The 17,304-nt window shown below is 38.2% G+C and carries 13 protein-coding genes; 5 read left to right on the plus strand and 8 right to left on the minus strand.

The window, feature by feature from the left end:
• Positions 1 to 104: 104 nt before the first annotated feature.
• Complete coding sequence (locus tag EI546_RS13830; protein ID WP_128251098.1) at positions 105 to 599, minus strand: DinB family protein; 495 nt, start codon at positions 597 to 599, stop codon at positions 105 to 107.
• Between the two features lie 180 nt (positions 600 to 779).
• Here EI546_RS13830 and ctlX point away from each other — a divergent pair, with 180 nt between their 5' ends.
• Positions 780 to 1,682, plus strand: coding sequence for a citrulline utilization hydrolase CtlX (ctlX, locus tag EI546_RS13835; RefSeq protein WP_128251628.1), 903 nt, complete (start codon positions 780 to 782; stop codon positions 1,680 to 1,682).
• Here ctlX and EI546_RS13840 read toward each other — a convergent pair whose 3' ends face one another.
• On the minus strand, positions 1,683 to 3,116 hold the full coding sequence (locus EI546_RS13840) for an SDR family oxidoreductase (RefSeq protein ID WP_128251099.1): 1,434 nt from the start codon (positions 3,114 to 3,116) through the stop codon (positions 1,683 to 1,685). It abuts the gene before it with no gap.
• Between the two features lie 122 nt (positions 3,117 to 3,238).
• Between EI546_RS13840 and EI546_RS13845 the strand changes: the two genes are divergently transcribed.
• Complete coding sequence (locus tag EI546_RS13845; protein WP_128251100.1) at positions 3,239 to 3,445, plus strand: hypothetical protein; 207 nt, start codon at positions 3,239 to 3,241, stop codon at positions 3,443 to 3,445.
• A gap of 99 nt (positions 3,446 to 3,544) precedes the next feature.
• Here EI546_RS13845 and EI546_RS13850 read toward each other — a convergent pair whose 3' ends face one another.
• Positions 3,545 to 3,898: a hypothetical protein gene (locus EI546_RS13850; protein ID WP_317127425.1), complete on the minus strand. Its 354-nt coding sequence runs from the start codon at positions 3,896 to 3,898 to the stop codon at positions 3,545 to 3,547.
• 237 nt (positions 3,899 to 4,135) lie between these two features.
• Here EI546_RS13850 and argS point away from each other — a divergent pair, with 237 nt between their 5' ends.
• The gene (gene argS, locus EI546_RS13855) at positions 4,136 to 5,932 is read left to right on the plus strand and encodes an arginine--tRNA ligase (protein ID WP_128251102.1); all 1,797 of its coding nucleotides are present in this window, start codon (positions 4,136 to 4,138) and stop codon (positions 5,930 to 5,932) included.
• 18 nt (positions 5,933 to 5,950) lie between these two features.
• On the opposite strand, the gene EI546_RS13860 is transcribed toward argS, so the two are convergent.
• The 4 genes from EI546_RS13860 to EI546_RS13875 form a co-directional block, all read right to left on the minus strand.
• Entirely contained in the window at positions 5,951 to 7,450 is a 1,500-nt protein-coding gene (locus EI546_RS13860) for a M28 family peptidase (RefSeq protein WP_128251103.1), read from the minus strand.
• Positions 7,451 to 7,675: 225 nt separating this feature from the next.
• Complete coding sequence (locus tag EI546_RS13865) at positions 7,676 to 8,317, minus strand: carbonic anhydrase (protein ID WP_128251104.1); 642 nt, start codon at positions 8,315 to 8,317, stop codon at positions 7,676 to 7,678.
• A gap of 271 nt (positions 8,318 to 8,588) precedes the next feature.
• Complete coding sequence (locus tag EI546_RS13870) at positions 8,589 to 11,780, minus strand: S41 family peptidase (protein ID WP_128251105.1); 3,192 nt, start codon at positions 11,778 to 11,780, stop codon at positions 8,589 to 8,591.
• Positions 11,781 to 12,247: 467 nt separating this feature from the next.
• Positions 12,248 to 12,640, minus strand: a complete 393-nt coding sequence (locus EI546_RS13875; RefSeq protein WP_128251106.1) for a hypothetical protein — start codon at positions 12,638 to 12,640, stop codon at positions 12,248 to 12,250.
• Positions 12,641 to 12,748: 108 nt separating this feature from the next.
• Here EI546_RS13875 and EI546_RS13880 point away from each other — a divergent pair, with 108 nt between their 5' ends.
• Positions 12,749 to 13,423, plus strand: coding sequence for an RNA polymerase sigma factor (locus EI546_RS13880; RefSeq protein ID WP_128251107.1), 675 nt, complete (start codon positions 12,749 to 12,751; stop codon positions 13,421 to 13,423).
• A gap of 796 nt (positions 13,424 to 14,219) precedes the next feature.
• Here EI546_RS13880 and EI546_RS13885 read toward each other — a convergent pair.
• On the minus strand, positions 14,220 to 15,467 hold the full coding sequence (locus EI546_RS13885; RefSeq protein WP_128251108.1) for a YCF48-related protein: 1,248 nt from the start codon (positions 15,465 to 15,467) through the stop codon (positions 14,220 to 14,222).
• A 470-nt stretch (positions 15,468 to 15,937) separates the two neighbouring features.
• On the opposite strand from EI546_RS13885, the gene EI546_RS13890 reads away from it, so the two are divergent.
• Complete coding sequence (locus tag EI546_RS13890; RefSeq protein WP_128251109.1) at positions 15,938 to 17,203, plus strand: DEAD/DEAH box helicase; 1,266 nt, start codon at positions 15,938 to 15,940, stop codon at positions 17,201 to 17,203.
• Positions 17,204 to 17,304 lie beyond the last annotated feature (101 nt).

Genomic DNA, 17,304 nt, shown 5'->3' on the forward strand with positions numbered 1-17,304 from the left:
AAGTGGATTTTTTTTGATCGCTTAAGATCATAAATCGAAACTCTCGCGGTAAATGGCGAGAGTTTTTTCATTCACTATTCAATTTGAAATATAAATCTGAAATTTTAAGTAGTAGTTGTATCTGCAGAAGGACCATAACTACCTGGAACAGGAATATCCAACAATCTGAAATAAACCCCCAATTGAGCACGATGATGAGTTATTTGATTGAGCCCCTGTCTCATCGCACCATATTTGCTCCATTCCATTAACTTTATTCCATCTTTACGAATGCTCCATTGTGGTTCAAGATCTTCTTCTTTGGCCTCTTCCAATGCTGTGATAGATTTGTTGAACTCTGAGTCCAATTTATCCTGTAAACTTTTTTTATCCTCACCGATAATGGGCTTGTAATCTGATGATAAATCAATGAAATCCGTATTTAAAATAATATATGGCCAGCCAAAAATATCCAGTATATGGTTGGTGAGCGACCCAAGTTTCATGCTCTTTGAATGTGGGGCATAATCATTTTTATTCGTTGGAAAGCCCTCCAGAAAATTCTGGGTAGTGATATATTCCGCAGTAAGTTCTTCTCTTAAGTTTTTTAAAGTATCCATAATTTCTTATTAAACAGTTATTGAATGGGAGTATAAAAAGAAAGAAGTTATTTGGTAAGGGACGACAACTTTCTTCAATGGAATTTACTAATTAAATTTAATTTTTTCATGCGGAAAATGGGTTAAATTTGCAGCTTAAATTTCAGTAAATTGACAAAACAAATTACAGACACTATTATTATGATCCGCCCGGTCGCGTTTAGAATGAACGAGCAGACAGCGGTAAATAATTATTTCCAAGAAGATCTGGATATAAAAAATGCCGAAATCAACACAAAGGCACAAGCGGAGTTTGATACTTTCGTAGAAAAGCTGCGCGATGTTGGGGTAAACGTAATAGTAGAAAATGATGATCTGCGAATGGATACCCCAGATTCCATCTTTCCGAATAACTGGATTAGTTTTCATGAGAATGGGGATATAGCCCTTTATCCAATGTTTGCTGAAAACCGAAGGAGAGAACGTAGGGAAGAGGTTTTGATCCGTTTGGAAAATGAGGGTTTTGTAATTAAAGATGTCTATGATTATACACCCGCAGAGGAGGAAGGTTTTTTTCTTGAGGGAACTGGAAGTATCTTAATGGATCGCGTGAATCGTAAGGCGTATTGCGCTCTTTCCGCGAGGGCAGACGAGGAATTGTTGATAGAGTTTTGCGAGGACTTTGAATATACGCCCGTAATATTTACTGCATACCAAAACGTGGATGGCAATAGAATGCCAATTTACCATACGAATGTTATGATGTGTTTGGGAGAGGAGTTTTGTGTAATCTGCCTTGATAGTATTGACGATGCCACCGAACGTAATAATGTATTGAAACATCTTAAACAGGATAGAAAAAAGGTAATCGCCATAACTGAGAGCCAAATGCACCATTTTGCTGGAAACATGCTCCAGGTACAAGGTCGGGACAAAAAATATTTGGTTATGAGTGCAGACGCCCATAGCTCATTGACCGACCAACAGATTAAAATGATTGAGGAAAGCTGTGAGATCCTTAGCAGTGATCTTAGCACTATCGAAACCTGTGGCGGCGGAAGTGCACGGTGTATGATGGCAGAGGTATTCCTCCCGAAAGCCTAATCAGGAAGGTTTTTGATATTTGCTGATATTGCGGATCATCCCATCAAAAATAAAATGGTGGAAGGGAAGCATTGAATACCAATAAAGTCTTCCCCAAAGTCCCTTGGGCCTGAAGGTGGCAGTCTGTATAAATTCATTTTTGTCATTAATACAGAATTCGAGCCATGCTTCTCCTGGCAATTTCATTTCGGCAAAAAGTAACAGCCTCTTATTTTGTTTATCCGCATATAAAACTCGCCAGAAATCAAGAGCGTCTCCCGTAAATATTTTATTAGGGTTTGTTCGTCCTCTGCGTAGCCCAACGCCACCCACAAGTCTATCCATAAATCCGCGTAATCTCCATAGAGTGTTTCCATAATACCAGCCATGGGTTCCGCCAATAGACCAAATATTTTCCAGCACTTGCTCAGGATTGTCAATTTTTACAACTTTTCTATCCTTTAGACAACCATAAGTTGGTACTTGTATATATTCTTTAAGATTGGTTATCCGCCCAGCTACCAATGAATCTTTCCAACTGGAAACAACTAGATTTTGCTCTATTTTTTCAAATGCTTTTTTAATGGATTCCTCATAGGAAATGGGTTTAATATCCAAAATCTCCTGAAGTTTTTTATCTTTTGCAACAACTTCCATTTTCATACTATCCACCAGATTAACGGCCAGTTTGTAAGAAGTTGAGGTAACAAAGTACAACCAGTAAGAAGACAATCGTGGTGACATTACTGGTACGGGAATTATCCAAAGCTTTAGACCTCGAATTTTGGAATATTTTTCTAACATCTCCCTATAGGTCAAAACATCAGGGCCGCCTATATCAAATGACTGATCGTAGCATTTTTCATTATTTAATACTCCATAAAGGAAATGGATAACATCGCGGATTGCTATTGGCTGAATTTTGGTTTTTAGCCATTTGGGAGCAATCATTATTGGAAGTTTTTCACATAGATCGCGGATAATTTCAAATGAGGAACTTCCGCTACCAACCACAATTCCGGCCCTTAAAACGGTGAGGTGATAATGGCCTTTATACAAAATATCCTCTACTTTTTTTCTGGAAGAAAGATGTTTGGACAGTTGTTCTTCATTAACGATACCACTTAAATAAACAACCTGCTTAACCGCGGTTGCTTCCATATATTTATTAAAATTTTCTGCGGAGCGAGCTTCCATTTCATCAAAGTCTGTAGTGGAAGAGCTCATAGAGTGTATTAAATAATAAGCTGCATCAATATCCTTCGGAAATCCTTCTGTAATTACTTCTTCAGCAAAATCCACTTCAATTACAGAGACTTTACTTGTAGTTTCGGGGTCCAAGGGAAGCCTATTCTTGTCGCGGACGGCACAAATTACTTCATGACCATTTTCGAGAAGTTCTGGTAAAAGTCGCATGCCAATATATCCATTGGCGCCGGTGAGTAAGATTTTCAAGACGGAATAATTTGTCTAAAGATAATTCAAAACGATTGAACAAAGGTTAAAAAGCCGTTAACAGTAAGCATCGCATATGTGTTAAAGAGCTATCTTTAGAGCAGAACCAAAACCAATAAATTATGAAAATTTTGAAATTAGTACTTATGATTGTCGGTGTTGTGCTAGTCGTTATAGGCTTGTATAATGCTTTTGTTCCTCAGGAAGTTGTAAGTATCGGGCCGTTAGAAGTCAATGCCAAGGAAGGTCTTTCAAACCAGACTTTAGCAATGATCGGTTTAGGAATTCTTGCCTTAATAGCTGGAGTTTTGATTAAAGATAGAGGATGATTCTTGTTAAGAGGTGCATATTTAGCAGCTAAAAATTATTGTTTCTCGATTTAATGTATTTCTTTGATTGTGATATTACTATGCAAGGATTGGGGAATTTTAAACATCTTCAACGCTCCCATTACCACTCTCAATTTTAGCCTTTAGCAGTTTCTTCATAAATTGATGGACATCCTGGTCCTTATCCCGAGCTTGGATCTTTACAAAATAATTGTCCATGTAAATTGAATAGTCTTCAGGGCTCCCCTTGTATACCACTAGTTTGTGGTAGGGTATAATAAGTGCGTAAGGATCAAGACCGCTTCGGAAACCTATAATAATACCTTTTGGTCGCAACTCGATATTACAGACATTTCTATTATTGTCCAAATTCATCAAATTAGTTATCTGAAGGCTTGCGTCGAGCATTACTAATTTAGGCGAACCAATTCCCCCCATTTTTAGACGTTGCATTATTGAGAAGGGTTTTCCCAATGTTGAATCTATTTTTCTAGTATCTTCTTTATTTGAATAAGAAACGTGAAACAGCATTTTTTAGATTAAAGATACCGATTTCCAAACTTTTCAAAATTTTAAATCGTGTATATTTGCCCCTTCAACAGTGGCTCGTAATAGATAATCAATTTTCAGGATTAGAAAATGAATATTATATTTTTCGTAGCTCTGAAAACATAACTCATAACTAGAAAAATGTCTCTTCAATACACATTAGAAACCCAAATAAAAGCAGCAGTAAAGGAGCTTTATGACGCCAATCTTGAAAATGTAGAACTCCAACCTACGCGGAAAGATTTCGAGGGAGATATTACTGCGGTTGTTTTTCCCATGTTGAGAGTTGTGAAAGGAAATCCCGTTCAGATTGGAGAAGCCATTGGGAAATATCTGATGGAGAACGTTTCGGAAGTGGAAAGGTTCAATGTAGTCCAGGGCTTTTTGAATATTGTTTTAAGCGATTCCTACTATTTGGATTTTTTCAATTCGATTGAGGATTTTTCTTCCTTCGGAAAAGTAACTCAGGGGAAGGAGGCATTAATGGTTGAATATTCTTCGCCCAATACGAACAAACCACTTCACTTAGGCCATGTGCGAAATGTCTTGCTCGGTTATTCCGTTTCGGAAATAGAAAAAGCTGCAGGAAAAAAGGTGTACAAAACGCAGATAATTAACGATCGCGGAATTCATATTTGTAAAAGCATGCTCGCCTGGGAGCGATTTGGAAATGGTGAAACTCCCGATTCCACAAATCTAAAAGGAGACAAGCTAGTGGGCAACTATTATGTAAAATTTGACCAAGAATATAAAAAACAAATAGCTGCGTTATTAGAAGAAGGTAAGACGGAAGAAGAAGCAAAAGTACAAGCGCCAATAATTAAGGACGCTCAAGAAATGCTCCGGAAATGGGAAGCGGGTGATGAAGATACCGTGGCTCTCTGGAATAAAATGAATGGTTGGGTTTACAAAGGTTTTGAAGAGACCTATAAATCCATTGGTGTGGATTTCGATTTTTACTACTACGAAAGCGATACCTATTTACTTGGTAAGGACATCATAGAAGAAGGCCTTAAGAAAGATGTATTCTTTATGAAAGACGATGGTTCTGTTTGGTGCGATCTCACGGATGATGGCTTAGATGAAAAACTTGTTTTGCGAAATGACGGAACTGCTGTATATATGACCCAGGATTTAGGTACAGCAGTGCAGCGTGTCAAAGATCATCCTGATGTGGGTGGAATGATTTATACTGTTGGTAATGAACAGGATTACCACTTTAGGGTTTTGTTCTTGATCCTAAAAAAATTGGGATATACTTGGGCTGAAAATTTATATCATCTTAGCTATGGAATGGTCGATCTTCCTTCAGGAAAAATGAAAAGCCGTGAAGGCACAGTGGTAGATGCCGATGATTTAATTGATCAAATGACAGAAACCGCTCGAAAAATATCGGAAGAACTGGGAAAGATTGATGAATTTTCTGAAGAAGAAAAGGAGGAATTGTATAAAATGATCGGTCTTGGCGCTTTGAAATATTATATTCTAAAAGTAGATCCCAAAAAACGAATTCTTTTCAATCCAGAAGAAAGTGTGGATTTTCAAGGAAATACCGGACCGTTTATTCAATATACCTATGCGCGGATTCAATCGATACTTAGAAAGGCCGACAATGCCAAGGTGAGCGCAGTCGAACCCTCTACTGCGCTCAGTGCAAGTTCCATAGAAATGCATCCAAAGGAAAAGGAACTCATAAAAATTCTTCAACAATACCCTGAAACTATTCAATTGGCGGCTGAAAATTATAGTCCGGCATTAATAGCCAATTACACGTACGATTTAGTAAAGGAGTTTAATAGTTTCTATCAGAATGTACCCATTTTAGCCACTCAGAATGAAATTGAAAAGGTGTTTCGGGTAAAACTATCAGGAGCAATTGCTGAGGTAATAAAAAGTGCGTTTGCTTTGCTAGGAATTCAAGTTCCAGAGAGAATGTAAATAATTCAGAATTTAGAATTATTTCCCGTATAAAGCTTTTCCCGCAGCCTCATAATGGTCACCTTTTGTCCAAAATGGAGTTTCGGGATTGTTGCCAATTAATCTTCCTGCCAGCACGTAACTTTGGAAAAACTTCAATAAATAGTCATAATCTAAGGTATTTGCCTCATCACCAGCTTGATGGTAATATTTTGTGACATCTCCATCAAAAGATCGAAACCCTAAAGAGAAAGTAGGCGCTGGGATTCCGCTATATGCGAACCATACATTATCACTTCTATCAAATAGATTTTGTTCGGGTGCGGCATCCTCAATTGCCGTTAGCCCAAAGGATGTTGCGGCTTTTTTTATGTCTTCCTCCGCCGTAGTTCTGCTAAGTCCAATTACAGAAATTACGGATGTATCATTGTAGCCAGCATTATCGCTATTAAAACAATAAACCATTTGGTTCAGTGGCAATACGGGATTGAGGACATAATATTGGCTGCCAAGCAGTCCTTTTTCCTCTCCTGTGAAGAGAATGAAGAGAGCGGAACGTTTTGTGGGATACTTTGCCATGTTTTCTGCCATACTCAAAACAGTAGTCGTTCCCACGGCATTATCACGCGCGCCGTTGTATATTGAATCTCCAGTTGAATCCGGTTTTCCGATACCGATATGATCATAATGCGCGGAATAAATTATGAATTCATTTTTCAAAATAGGATCGCTGCCTTCAACCATTCCAATTATGTTTTGGGAAATAATATCGAATTTTTCAGGAGCGCCCAAAATGAGATTCGCTTTTATTTTTTTCTTGGACCCAAGAGATTTTGCATAACTATTATTTTCATCCTTGATCCAAACGTAACTAAATTCATGGGAAGTTTTTTTTTCTAAAGATTTATCCGAAATTTCTAACTTTTCACTGTTAAGTGCCTCATCAATATAGCCCCAGATAATGTCATTTGTGTTGACAAATTCCACTATTGCAACGGCTCCGTTAGCTTTTGCCAATTCCGCTTTTTGAGCTACCAGGTTATAGGCTTCTTCTGGATTGGATATGTTGGGTCCTCCAGATTTTATGAGTACAATTTTTTTACCTACATCCTTGCCCTGGTAATCACTTTCTAAGCCATAGCCCAAAAATATTGCATCTCCTGAATAGTTTATCTCTTTATTTTGAATAGGAACTTTAAACTGAGTTTCTTTCCCATCTATTGTCAAAATAAAATTTTTGGAGGGCACAGTCTTCTGAAGTTTGATTTCTTGAAAGTAATTCTCCGTATTTGAATTGTTAAGATTTTGTTTTACAGGTTTTACTCCATAACTCCGTAATGAATTGGCTAAATAAGAAGCAGCAATTTTGTTCTCATCGGATCCCGTATCCCGGCCTTTTAGTAAATCATCAGCCAAAAAATAAATGTGGCCTTTTATTTTTTCCTTTGTAATTGTTGAAGAAGCTTTTTCTTTTTCTGATTGGGCATATACAAAGGGAAAGACTAAAAGGAATAAAAGCGAAAAAAAGGACGTTTTCATAATGGACCGTTAGGAATAAAAAAAAATATTTAATAAATCGTGAAGTGCTTAATAAGGTTCTAAGATATCTTGTTTTTGAAAAAGATAGCTGGCTAATAGCTAAACAATCCTTTTCTCAAATTAAAACCTTCTAATTACGCTTGATTGCGATTTCAGAATTCAAAATTCAGAATTGAAAAATCTCATATAAAGAACTATAATTTCCTAATCCCTAATCCCTAATCCCTATTTTAAATTCTCTTTATCCAAGTGGTAAATCTCCATAATTCCTTCCAACACCTTTTCGAAATCGATTTTCAAGTCAATCAATTTTCCAGTAGCCATATCCATTACCCAGCCGTGAACAGCAAGTTTTCCTTGACGGACTGCAATTTGTACATCGGCTGTTTTAATTACGTTTACACACTGTTCCTGTACATTGAGTTCTACCAGTCTTCTGTATTTTTGCTCCTCGTCTGCAATATCCTTAAGTTCGTCGCGATGCAGGCGGTAAACATCTCTTATATTTCTCAACCAAGGGTTCAAAATTCCCAGATCCTTGGATTGCATGGCCGCCTTAACACCACCGCAACCATAATGTCCGCAGATGACAATATTTTTTACTTCCAAAATACTTACAGCATAGTCTATGACACTCATTGCGCTTAGATCGAGATTGGAAACCATATTTGAAATATTGCGCATTACAAAAACATCGCCGGGTTTTACGCCCATTATCTCTTCGGCGGTTACCCGACTATCGCTACAGCCGATATATAATATATCCGGATTTTGGCCGTCGGCTAAATTTGTAAAATAATCAGGATCGACACCAAGTTTCTCATTTACCCAAGCTTGATTGTTTTTGAAGATTTGTTCTATATCCATAATTTAAACTAAATTTTTTTGAGATTATAAAGGTACGCAATGTTGAAAATACCTTTTTAGCAATTTTTTGGATTTTTTGAGCTTTGATCCTGTATGATTTTTTAAATAGCGATAATGAGAATTTTTTCGATGTTTTTTTATTATTACTAATCGATGCCGTTATAGGAAGACAATTACGGAGGATTCCAAAATATTATATTGTCCCTTTAAGGACATAATATTGGCAGCAAAAAAATAATAGGGGGAGGCTGTGCCGTTAGGTACAGTATATCTATTTCTTCAATTCCTTTAAAATTTCATTTATTGCGCTGTCCAATTGCGGTTGGTTGCCCAAGAGTCTATCTTTAAAGTCTTCTTTTACATAAATATCCGGCTTAACCCCTGTCAGCTCTAAATCGTCTCCGCTTAAAGTATAACAGCCCCACGATGGCAATCGATAGACTGAGCCATCTATCAGACGGCCAGCACTTGTGAAAATAATCCAGCGGTAGGTTTCGGTTCCAATTACTTTTCCCAAACCTAGTTCTTTGAAGCCAGCAGCTGTAACTTCGGCATCACTTAGCGTTTGTTCATTGATAAGGAGGACCATCGGTTTGGATCCAGGTGTAAAATTGGGTTGGGGAGATAATTTTCCATCTCTATATTTCCATTGGGTATAAGGCTTTTGTGAGAGAAACTGCAAAACTGCATCGTGTACATTTCCACCTGTATTATTTCGTAAATCCAATATCAGCGCATCTTTTTTATAAGCTTCCGAAACCATTTCTTTCATAAAATTTTGAAGCTCATCATTGCTCATATTTTTCATATGGACATAGGCGATTTTATCATCACTTTTCTTGTCAACATATTGCTGATTGGTTGCAACCCATTCGTCATAAAGCAAATCCTTGAATTTATTGGAAGGGATGGGATGGAGGTTCACTTGGATTTCTTTACCATTTCTTTTAAAAGTCAATTGTATTTCGCTATCCAGGGATGGCTCCGAAAAATATTTTTCTCTATTAATAGTTGCATCAACGGGTTTTCCCTTCACGTGCGTTAGAACGTCTCCTGGTTTAATGTCCATTCCCTTAATATCTGCCGGTCCATCATTGACAATACGCTCTACTTTGTAAGGATTGTGTTCTGAAAATATTATTCCTGTTTCTAATGTTGAACTATTGTAGAAGGTTTCATTTTCCTTCCCAGAGGAATAAAAACCAAAATGGGAAGTGTTTAACTCACCCAACATATCATTAAAAAGCAAGCTTAATTGTGATCGTTTGGTGATGAATGGTAAATATTGGGCATACTTATCCCTGAGCTGCTGCCAGTTTTCCCCGTGAAAACCTTCATCGTAATAATTAGACTCGAAGCCGGCCCATGCTTCATAAAACATCTGCGTGAATTCATTGGCCAAATCTTTTCTGAAGGTGGCTTTAGTTTCAATTTTGGAAAGTTTGTTATCACTTAAGTTCATAGTATAAATACTGCCATTTAATAAGGCGAAATAATCCTTGCCTACTTGATATAATTGACCGTTCTCAATTACCATGTCGTCAACCTTTTCAGTTTTGTTCTTTTCAAAAGGTTTGATAATCGTTCTCCAAAGATTTTGCTTTCCTTTATCGTGATTGGAAAAAAAGTACACATAGGTGGTATCGTCCTTATCGATTAAAAAAACATCATTTTGTGAACCGAACTGTGGGCTTATAAGCTCTATTCGATCCATCAAATCTTTCGTATTGAGGCTTATTGTAATGGGCTCTTTAATACTATCTTTTTCCTTTTCCTTTTCCTTTTCTTTTTTCTCTTTCTTCTCTTTCTTCTTTTCTAACTTATCCTTTTCCCTTTTATCGTCTTCTTTAAAGAGTTCGTTGAATTTTTCGCTTTTAAATGGAGTGTCAAATTTGTCCAAAGCTACTCTGTAAATGTGCGTATCCGCGGTCCCCGTTGGAAATCGGGGCTGGGTTAAATTGGATTCAAAATAAATATATTTACCGTCCGGAGACCAGGCGGGATTACTTTCGCTAACTCCAGTATTTGTTAGGTTTGTGATTTTTTTAGTAGGAATATGATAGGTAAACAAATCGAGTTCGAAATTGCGAAAAGCACTATAAAGAATATAGTTGTCATCGGGTGAAAATTGAGGCGATGGTGGATCCAATGCCCAAAATTCATCTTTCAAAATTGTGGTACTCTTGAATGTTTTAAGATCTATCAATCGCAACTCATCCCGGCCGCTTATGTATGCAGCATTTTCCATTTTGTGATCTAGAACAATACTTACATCATTTTTTTCTTCATTGGAAATACGTTTTTCATTTCCGCTACCGTCAGCGGAAATGGTAAATAGGTTGGTATATCCCGAAACAGTTTGATTGAATAATAGCGTTTTATTATCCTTTAACCATTTTACTTCCTTGACGCGCTCTTTGGGATTGGTGTTTATTTTTTTTATGAATTTACCTTTGGTGTCAGATACGAACAATTCGCCTCGAGAAATAAAGGCCATCTTTTTATTATCCGGCGATATTGAGAAATTTGTGATTTCCCCTTTTACATCAAAATCCTGTGACTTGTTGAGGGTGTTGCTAACATTTATCTGGATTTTGACTTTCTCGGTTTTATTCGTGGCTACATCGAATAGAAAAATTTGATAATCCTTTGAGAAAACTACTTTGTTTCCGTTAGCACTCACCTGTGGCCAACCAATTGAAGTATCAAAATTGGTAAGTGCCGTTTTGGTATTTCCTTTAAGGGTGTACAGATTATATTCGCCGTTTTCTTCATCAGAAACGAAATAAATAGAGCCATTTTTATCAATGGTCGCCCACATATCCTTCCCTATATAATTTGTATGTTTTTTGAATTCCTTGGTCTTTGGATTGTATGATTTAATATCTGGATTGTATGCGCCTTTATATCGTTTACGATGGGTAAACATTTTGCTTTCCCAACTTTCATTAAAGAAAATTTCACCGGTTTTTGGGTGAACTACAACATTATGTACATTGTTGAAATAATTTTCAAACAGGCGGAGGGGCGTATTTCCCGTAATCGACACCTTATAGCCGCTAAAACGGTTATAACGAGATGAGGTAAAATAGATTTCTTTAGAATCCCACGACCAGCTATCAACATCATCTGCAGCACTATGAAAGGTAAGTTGCTTGATTTCCCCTCCATTTATGGGCATTACATAAACGTCCTTATTTCCATATTGGGTGGAACTAAAAGCCAACCATTTTCCATCTGGTGAAACTCGCGGTAAGGTTTCTTCGCCGTCCATAGCCGTAAGCCTATATGCTTCTCCACCATTTGACGGGACTTTCCATAGATCGCCATCGTAACTAAAAATTATGGTTTGTCCATCTGGGGTTAAGGTTGGGTCAATTTGAATATAGGTTTCTTGGGCGTTTAAAAGTGAAGTAGTACCTAGGAGGAAAACTAAAATTGATAGAGAAAAGAGGTTTTTCATTGGAATTTTTGATAAGTAATTAGGAGCGGTAATTTAATTATTTTAAAAGTATTACAAGGAAGAATTCTGAAGTGTGATATCGTCTATGTTTCTAAAGAATTTTATCATTCCTTATCACTCTTTAATTTTTCAAAAGAATTATTTTTTGCTTATGGACTTTCATTTCTGATAGGTGGGTATTCTTTGCGAGAAATTCGTACGTGGCCATTGCGCGGATGTTTTCTGTGTTTTCACTTCTTATAATTCTTCCATTTTTTGTAATGTGTTTCAGGGTGAAAAATCCATTTTATGTGGAATCGTTTCAAACGATATATAGATTTCCCGAGTCTGTCAATTCTGAAAAGGGTTGGCAAGCCCATCTTTAGTCTAGCAACTAGCTTTCAGCATCTAGCATTTAAACTAAAAAACCTCCCTTCAGACAATTATTGCCCAAAAGAAGGTCATACAACAAGGAATTATAAAAAAAATTATGTAGTGCTGATCTCAGGTTTGCTCAATCTTGCCAAGATAAATGCCGAAATGGCCATTACAATATCTCTTACGGCAACATCGGGATGCCACCAGGTAAAGATGAGGCTCAGTGCAATTAGTAATAGCCAAATGGAGACGATGTACGCTCCAATTTGTGTTTTTACTGCCACAATTATTCCCGCGATAATTTCGATAATACCGACTATTTTCATAAAAGTTTCTCCACTAAATGGAAGCATTTCCAAAGTTGAAGGAGCTAAATAGGAATCCCATTGCACCAAAATATTAAAGTACTTATCAAGTCCCGCCACAATCGGAACGATAATAAATACAAATTTTAAAACTGTATGTATTTTGTTTATTTCCGAAGTGTTTGTCATTGTTGTCATAATATGGATTTTTAAAATTATTCTTTGGGGTTAGATGACCATAAATCAACTCGGTTACAAAATTTGTAACTTTATTAAAAAAGTGGCATCTAAAAAGAAACATCAAACATGAAAGCAGTTCGATCAGATAGGTTTGCCATTACCCAATTATCCGATTCGCAGGTGATAATGCGCGTTTTGGAGGGAGAAAAGGAATTATTCGAGATTTTGCTCCGTCGTTACAATCAGCGCCTTTTTAGAGTTATTCGAAGCTATATTGCTTCAGAGGATGACGTAAGGGATATTATGCAGGAAGCTTATGTAAAATCCTATCTCAAATTGGGGCAATTCAATAATCAAGCTTCATTCTCTACTTGGCTTATTCGAATTGGTATTAATGAGGCCCTGCAATTTATAAGAAAACGAAAACGCCAATCTGAGAATTACGGTAAAACTGAAAGTATAGAAAATGTGTTCCACCTACCAGATACCAAACAAATGAATCCAGAAAATCAAGTTATAAAATCTGAAACCCGGGTTATTCTTGAACGGGCGGTCGATCAATTACCTGAAAAATACAGAGTGATTTTTGTACTCCATCAAATTGAAGGATTATCCAATGCGGAAATTGTTGAAAGTCTGAAATTGACCGATAGCAATGTGAAAGTACGCCTGCACCGCGCAAAAAAACTTCTAAAGGAAGAGCTATTTAAAACCACAAAGGATGCTTCCATCTTTGAATTTGGAAATCATAAATGCGACTTAATGGTGGAAAACGTGATGGATAGGATTCACGGTTTGTAAATCTAAATCAACCGAGTGAAATAAATGGTGTCGTTATTTCGAGCGAGTCGCGAACAATGTCAGTTCGGCGCAGTCGAGAACAATGTCAGTTCGACGCAGTCGAGAACATTGTCAGTTCGGCGCAGTCGAGAACAATGTCAGTTCGAGCACAGTCGAGAACAATGTCAGTTCGGCGCAGTCGAGAACTCTGTCAGTTCGAGCGCAGTCGAGAACAATGTCAGTTCGAGCGCAGTCGAGAACAATGTCAGTTCGAGCGCAGTCGAGAACATTGTCAGTTCGGCGCAGTCGAGAATAATGTCAGTTCGAGCGCAGTCGAGAACATTGTCAGTTCGAGCGCAGTCGAGAACAATGTCAGTTCGAGCACAGTGGAGAACAATGTCAGTTCGACGCAGTCGAGAACATTGTCAGTTCGGCGCAGTCGAGAACAATGTCAGTTCGAGCGCAGTCGCGAACAATGTCAGTTCGAGCGCAGTCGCGAACAATGTCAGTTCGACGCAGTCGAGAACAATGTCAGTTCGACGCAGTCGAGAACAATGTCAGTTCGAGCACAGTCGAGAACAATGTCAGTTCGACGCAGTCGAGAACATTGTCAGTTCGAGCGCTGTCGCGAACAATGTCAGTTCGGCGCAGTCGAGAACAATGTCAGTTCGGCGCAGTCGAGAACATTGTCAGTTCGAGCGCAGTCGAGAACAATGTCAGTTCGGCGCAGTCGAGAACAATGTCAGTTCGAGCGCAGTCGAGAACAATGTCAGTTCGGCGCAGTCCAGAACAATGTCAGTTCGAGCGCAGTCGAGAACTACCGTTTTACAAACTTCAAACTGCCAGTTTGATTCTTACTGCTGACTTTCACCAAATAAACTCCATCCGAATATTCCGAGACCTCCGTACTAAATATTGAAGAATCATTATCGAAGTTTCCAACATGTTGGCCAGTTATTGAATAGATCTTTACGTTTTCAATATTATCATTTGTAGATTCAATGGTGAATGTATTCAAATTTGAATCATAAAAACTCACCAGCTCATTTTGTAAAATTTCGTTATTATTTGTTCCCAGAAAAACATCGTCAAACTTGATCACTATTCCTCCCGAGCCAACGATGAGACCAGAACCATCTTCAAAAAATCCAATTTCATATAACTGGTTTTGACCGTTACCTACAAAGATCTGGTTCCAAGTTTCTCCATTGTCTTCAGAAAAATAAATATCAGTATCTGTACCGCCGGCCATCAGTTGGTCCCCTTTATAAGCCAATGCATAAAAATGATGGTATCCAGTGGCAAAATCGCTCCAAGTCGCTCCGCTATCGTGGGTGGTTTTCAGCAATCCATCTTCGCCTGCTACAACGCCATTTTGCAAATCTTTAAAGTAAACTGAAAGAAAATAGTTTTGGATAATTCCCGAATAAATTGCCGTCCAGGTATTACCGCCGTCCGTCGATTTAGCAATTCGCTCATCGGCACCTACCCCAAATAATGTGGTTTCATTTGCATAGGCAATACTGATTGCGCCAATATTTTCAACATCAGAGGCAGGAGTCCAAGTATCGCCACCATCGGTTGTAAGATAGACCGCAAAATAAGGTTCGTCATCAAGTTGTGCCGAAACGAATCCGATATTTTCATTATAAAAGGAAAGATTGTTATAGAGATAAACATTCGTTCCCACATTGAGCGTGGTCCACGTTTCTCCACCATCTTCAGTTTTCATAAAAAGGTCATATCCTGCAACAAATCCTTTTTCTGTTGTAACAAATTCAATTTTCTCAAAACTTGTAGAAGTTCCCGTAAGAGGATAAATCTTCTCCCACGTTTCTCCCGCATCTTGGGTTTTTATAATAATCCCTTCAGTATCATAAGTAAATTTGGACCCAGCGGCATAGGCAATCGTATTTTGACCTTCTGGAATTGAAAGATCGTATAGGATGAAGTCCGTGCCGGAATCCTTATATTCAAAAGTCTGTCCATGAATAAAGGATGTGCTTATAATTAAAAGCAATAACGTCGATAAGACTTCTTTGAAAGAAAGGGTAGAAATTTTCATTGGGGATTTTCTTTAGGTTTTGCTACAAAGATAGAGAAGCAATCCCGACGGTTAAAACAAAATATAAAATTGGCCATGTATCAGTTATGAAATTAGGGTCCAAATCCCTCTAATTTAATTGCAGAACATTAATGAAATGATAAACTTAAATTATGGCGTTTTACCACGAATAAAAAGGTATAAAAAAATTCGTGTATTAATCATACCCTAGCTGACTTCCACTCCCACTTTGAAAAGGAGTTTTTTTAGTGAAGGGCGGTCTAGTTTTCTTGAAACCTTTTAAATGAAATAAAAAACCTCCACCCAGAAAATTAAACGTACCTTCGCCGCTTATTAAAACCGTCTTCTTAGTTTTAATGGTTTTTAAAAGGACCGAATTCTAAAAGCGCCGCGATATACAAACTAACCTTTTACAGTAGGTCTAGTATCTAAAATCTAGTAGCGCAGCGGTCTAACATCTAAAAAATTATATGTCATTTAAATCTCTTGGGCTGTCCGATGCCCTGCTAAAAGCTATTAGCAAAAAAGGATATGATACGCCATCGGCGATTCAACAAAAAGCAATTCCATTAATTTTAGAACGAAAAGATGTGCTGGCTTCAGCACAAACGGGAAGTGGAAAAACGGCAGGTTTCGCTCTGCCCATATTACAAATTTTAAACAATGAGCCGTCTCTAAGAAAAAGACCCATCCGCACCTTAATACTTACACCTACACGCGAGCTTGCCGCCCAAGTTGAGGATGAGTTTCGTGAATATAGTGAGTTTACCGATATGCGCTCCACCGTAATTTTTGGCGGAGTAGGAGCGAATCCTCAAATAAAAGCCTTACGAAACGGCGTGGATATTTTGGTGGCAACTCCCGGAAGACTTTTGGATCTTGTGGGGCAAAATGCCTTGACCCTTTCCAAAGTGGAAATTTTGGTTCTGGACGAAGCGGATAGAATGCTCGATATGGGTTTTGTCCGCGATATTAAAAAGATTTTGGCGCTGCTTCCTTCAAAAAGACAAAACCTATTATTCTCCGCCACGTTTTCCAAGGAAATAAAAAAATTGGCCAATGAATTTTTACACAATCCTGTATTGGTTGAAGCCACTCCCGAAAACACCACGGTGGAAAAAATAGATCAGACCGTTTACCGAGTTGATAAAAACCAAAAGACCGATCTTATCATTAAACTTATTTCGGAGGGGAATTGGCCACAAGTACTGGTTTTTACCCGGACAAAGCACGGGGCGAATCGATTGAGTGAAAAATTGGAAAAGGCAAAAATCACTTCCGCCGCAATCCACGGAAATAAAAGTCAGGGTGCAAGGACCAAAGCGCTTTCTGGATTTAAGGAAGGCAAGGTCCGGGTTTTGGTAGCAACCGACATCGCCGCCCGGGGACTGGATATTCCACTATTGCCACACGTAATCAATTTTGAATTGCCGAATATCGCCGAAGATTACGTTCATAGAATTGGACGTACCGGAAGAGCGGGAGCCGCTGGCGAAGCAATTTCTTTGGTGAGTTTGGATGAGGTCGGCTATTTAAAGGATATTGAAAAGCTGATTGGCGAAAGGTTGCAACCAAGAACACTTCCCAACTTTCAACCTACTGAAACTATAGCAGATGTAAAAGCCCAAGAAGTAGAAGCTAAAAAACAAAAGGCACTTCACCATAGTAGAAGGCGTGAAGGTGGAAATAGGGCAGGAGCTAGTTCTAAAGGGAGAGGCGATAATAGACGCAGATAGGTTTCGAGTTATGAGGTATGAGTGGTTAGTGGTGAGTGGTGAGTGGTGTGGGATGACGGATGACGGATGACGGATGACAACTCTGCTTAGTGTTCAGTGCT

The organism is Aequorivita sp. H23M31 (genome assembly GCF_004022485.1).
Classification (GTDB): Bacteria; Bacteroidota; Bacteroidia; order Flavobacteriales; family Flavobacteriaceae; genus Aequorivita; species Aequorivita ciconiae.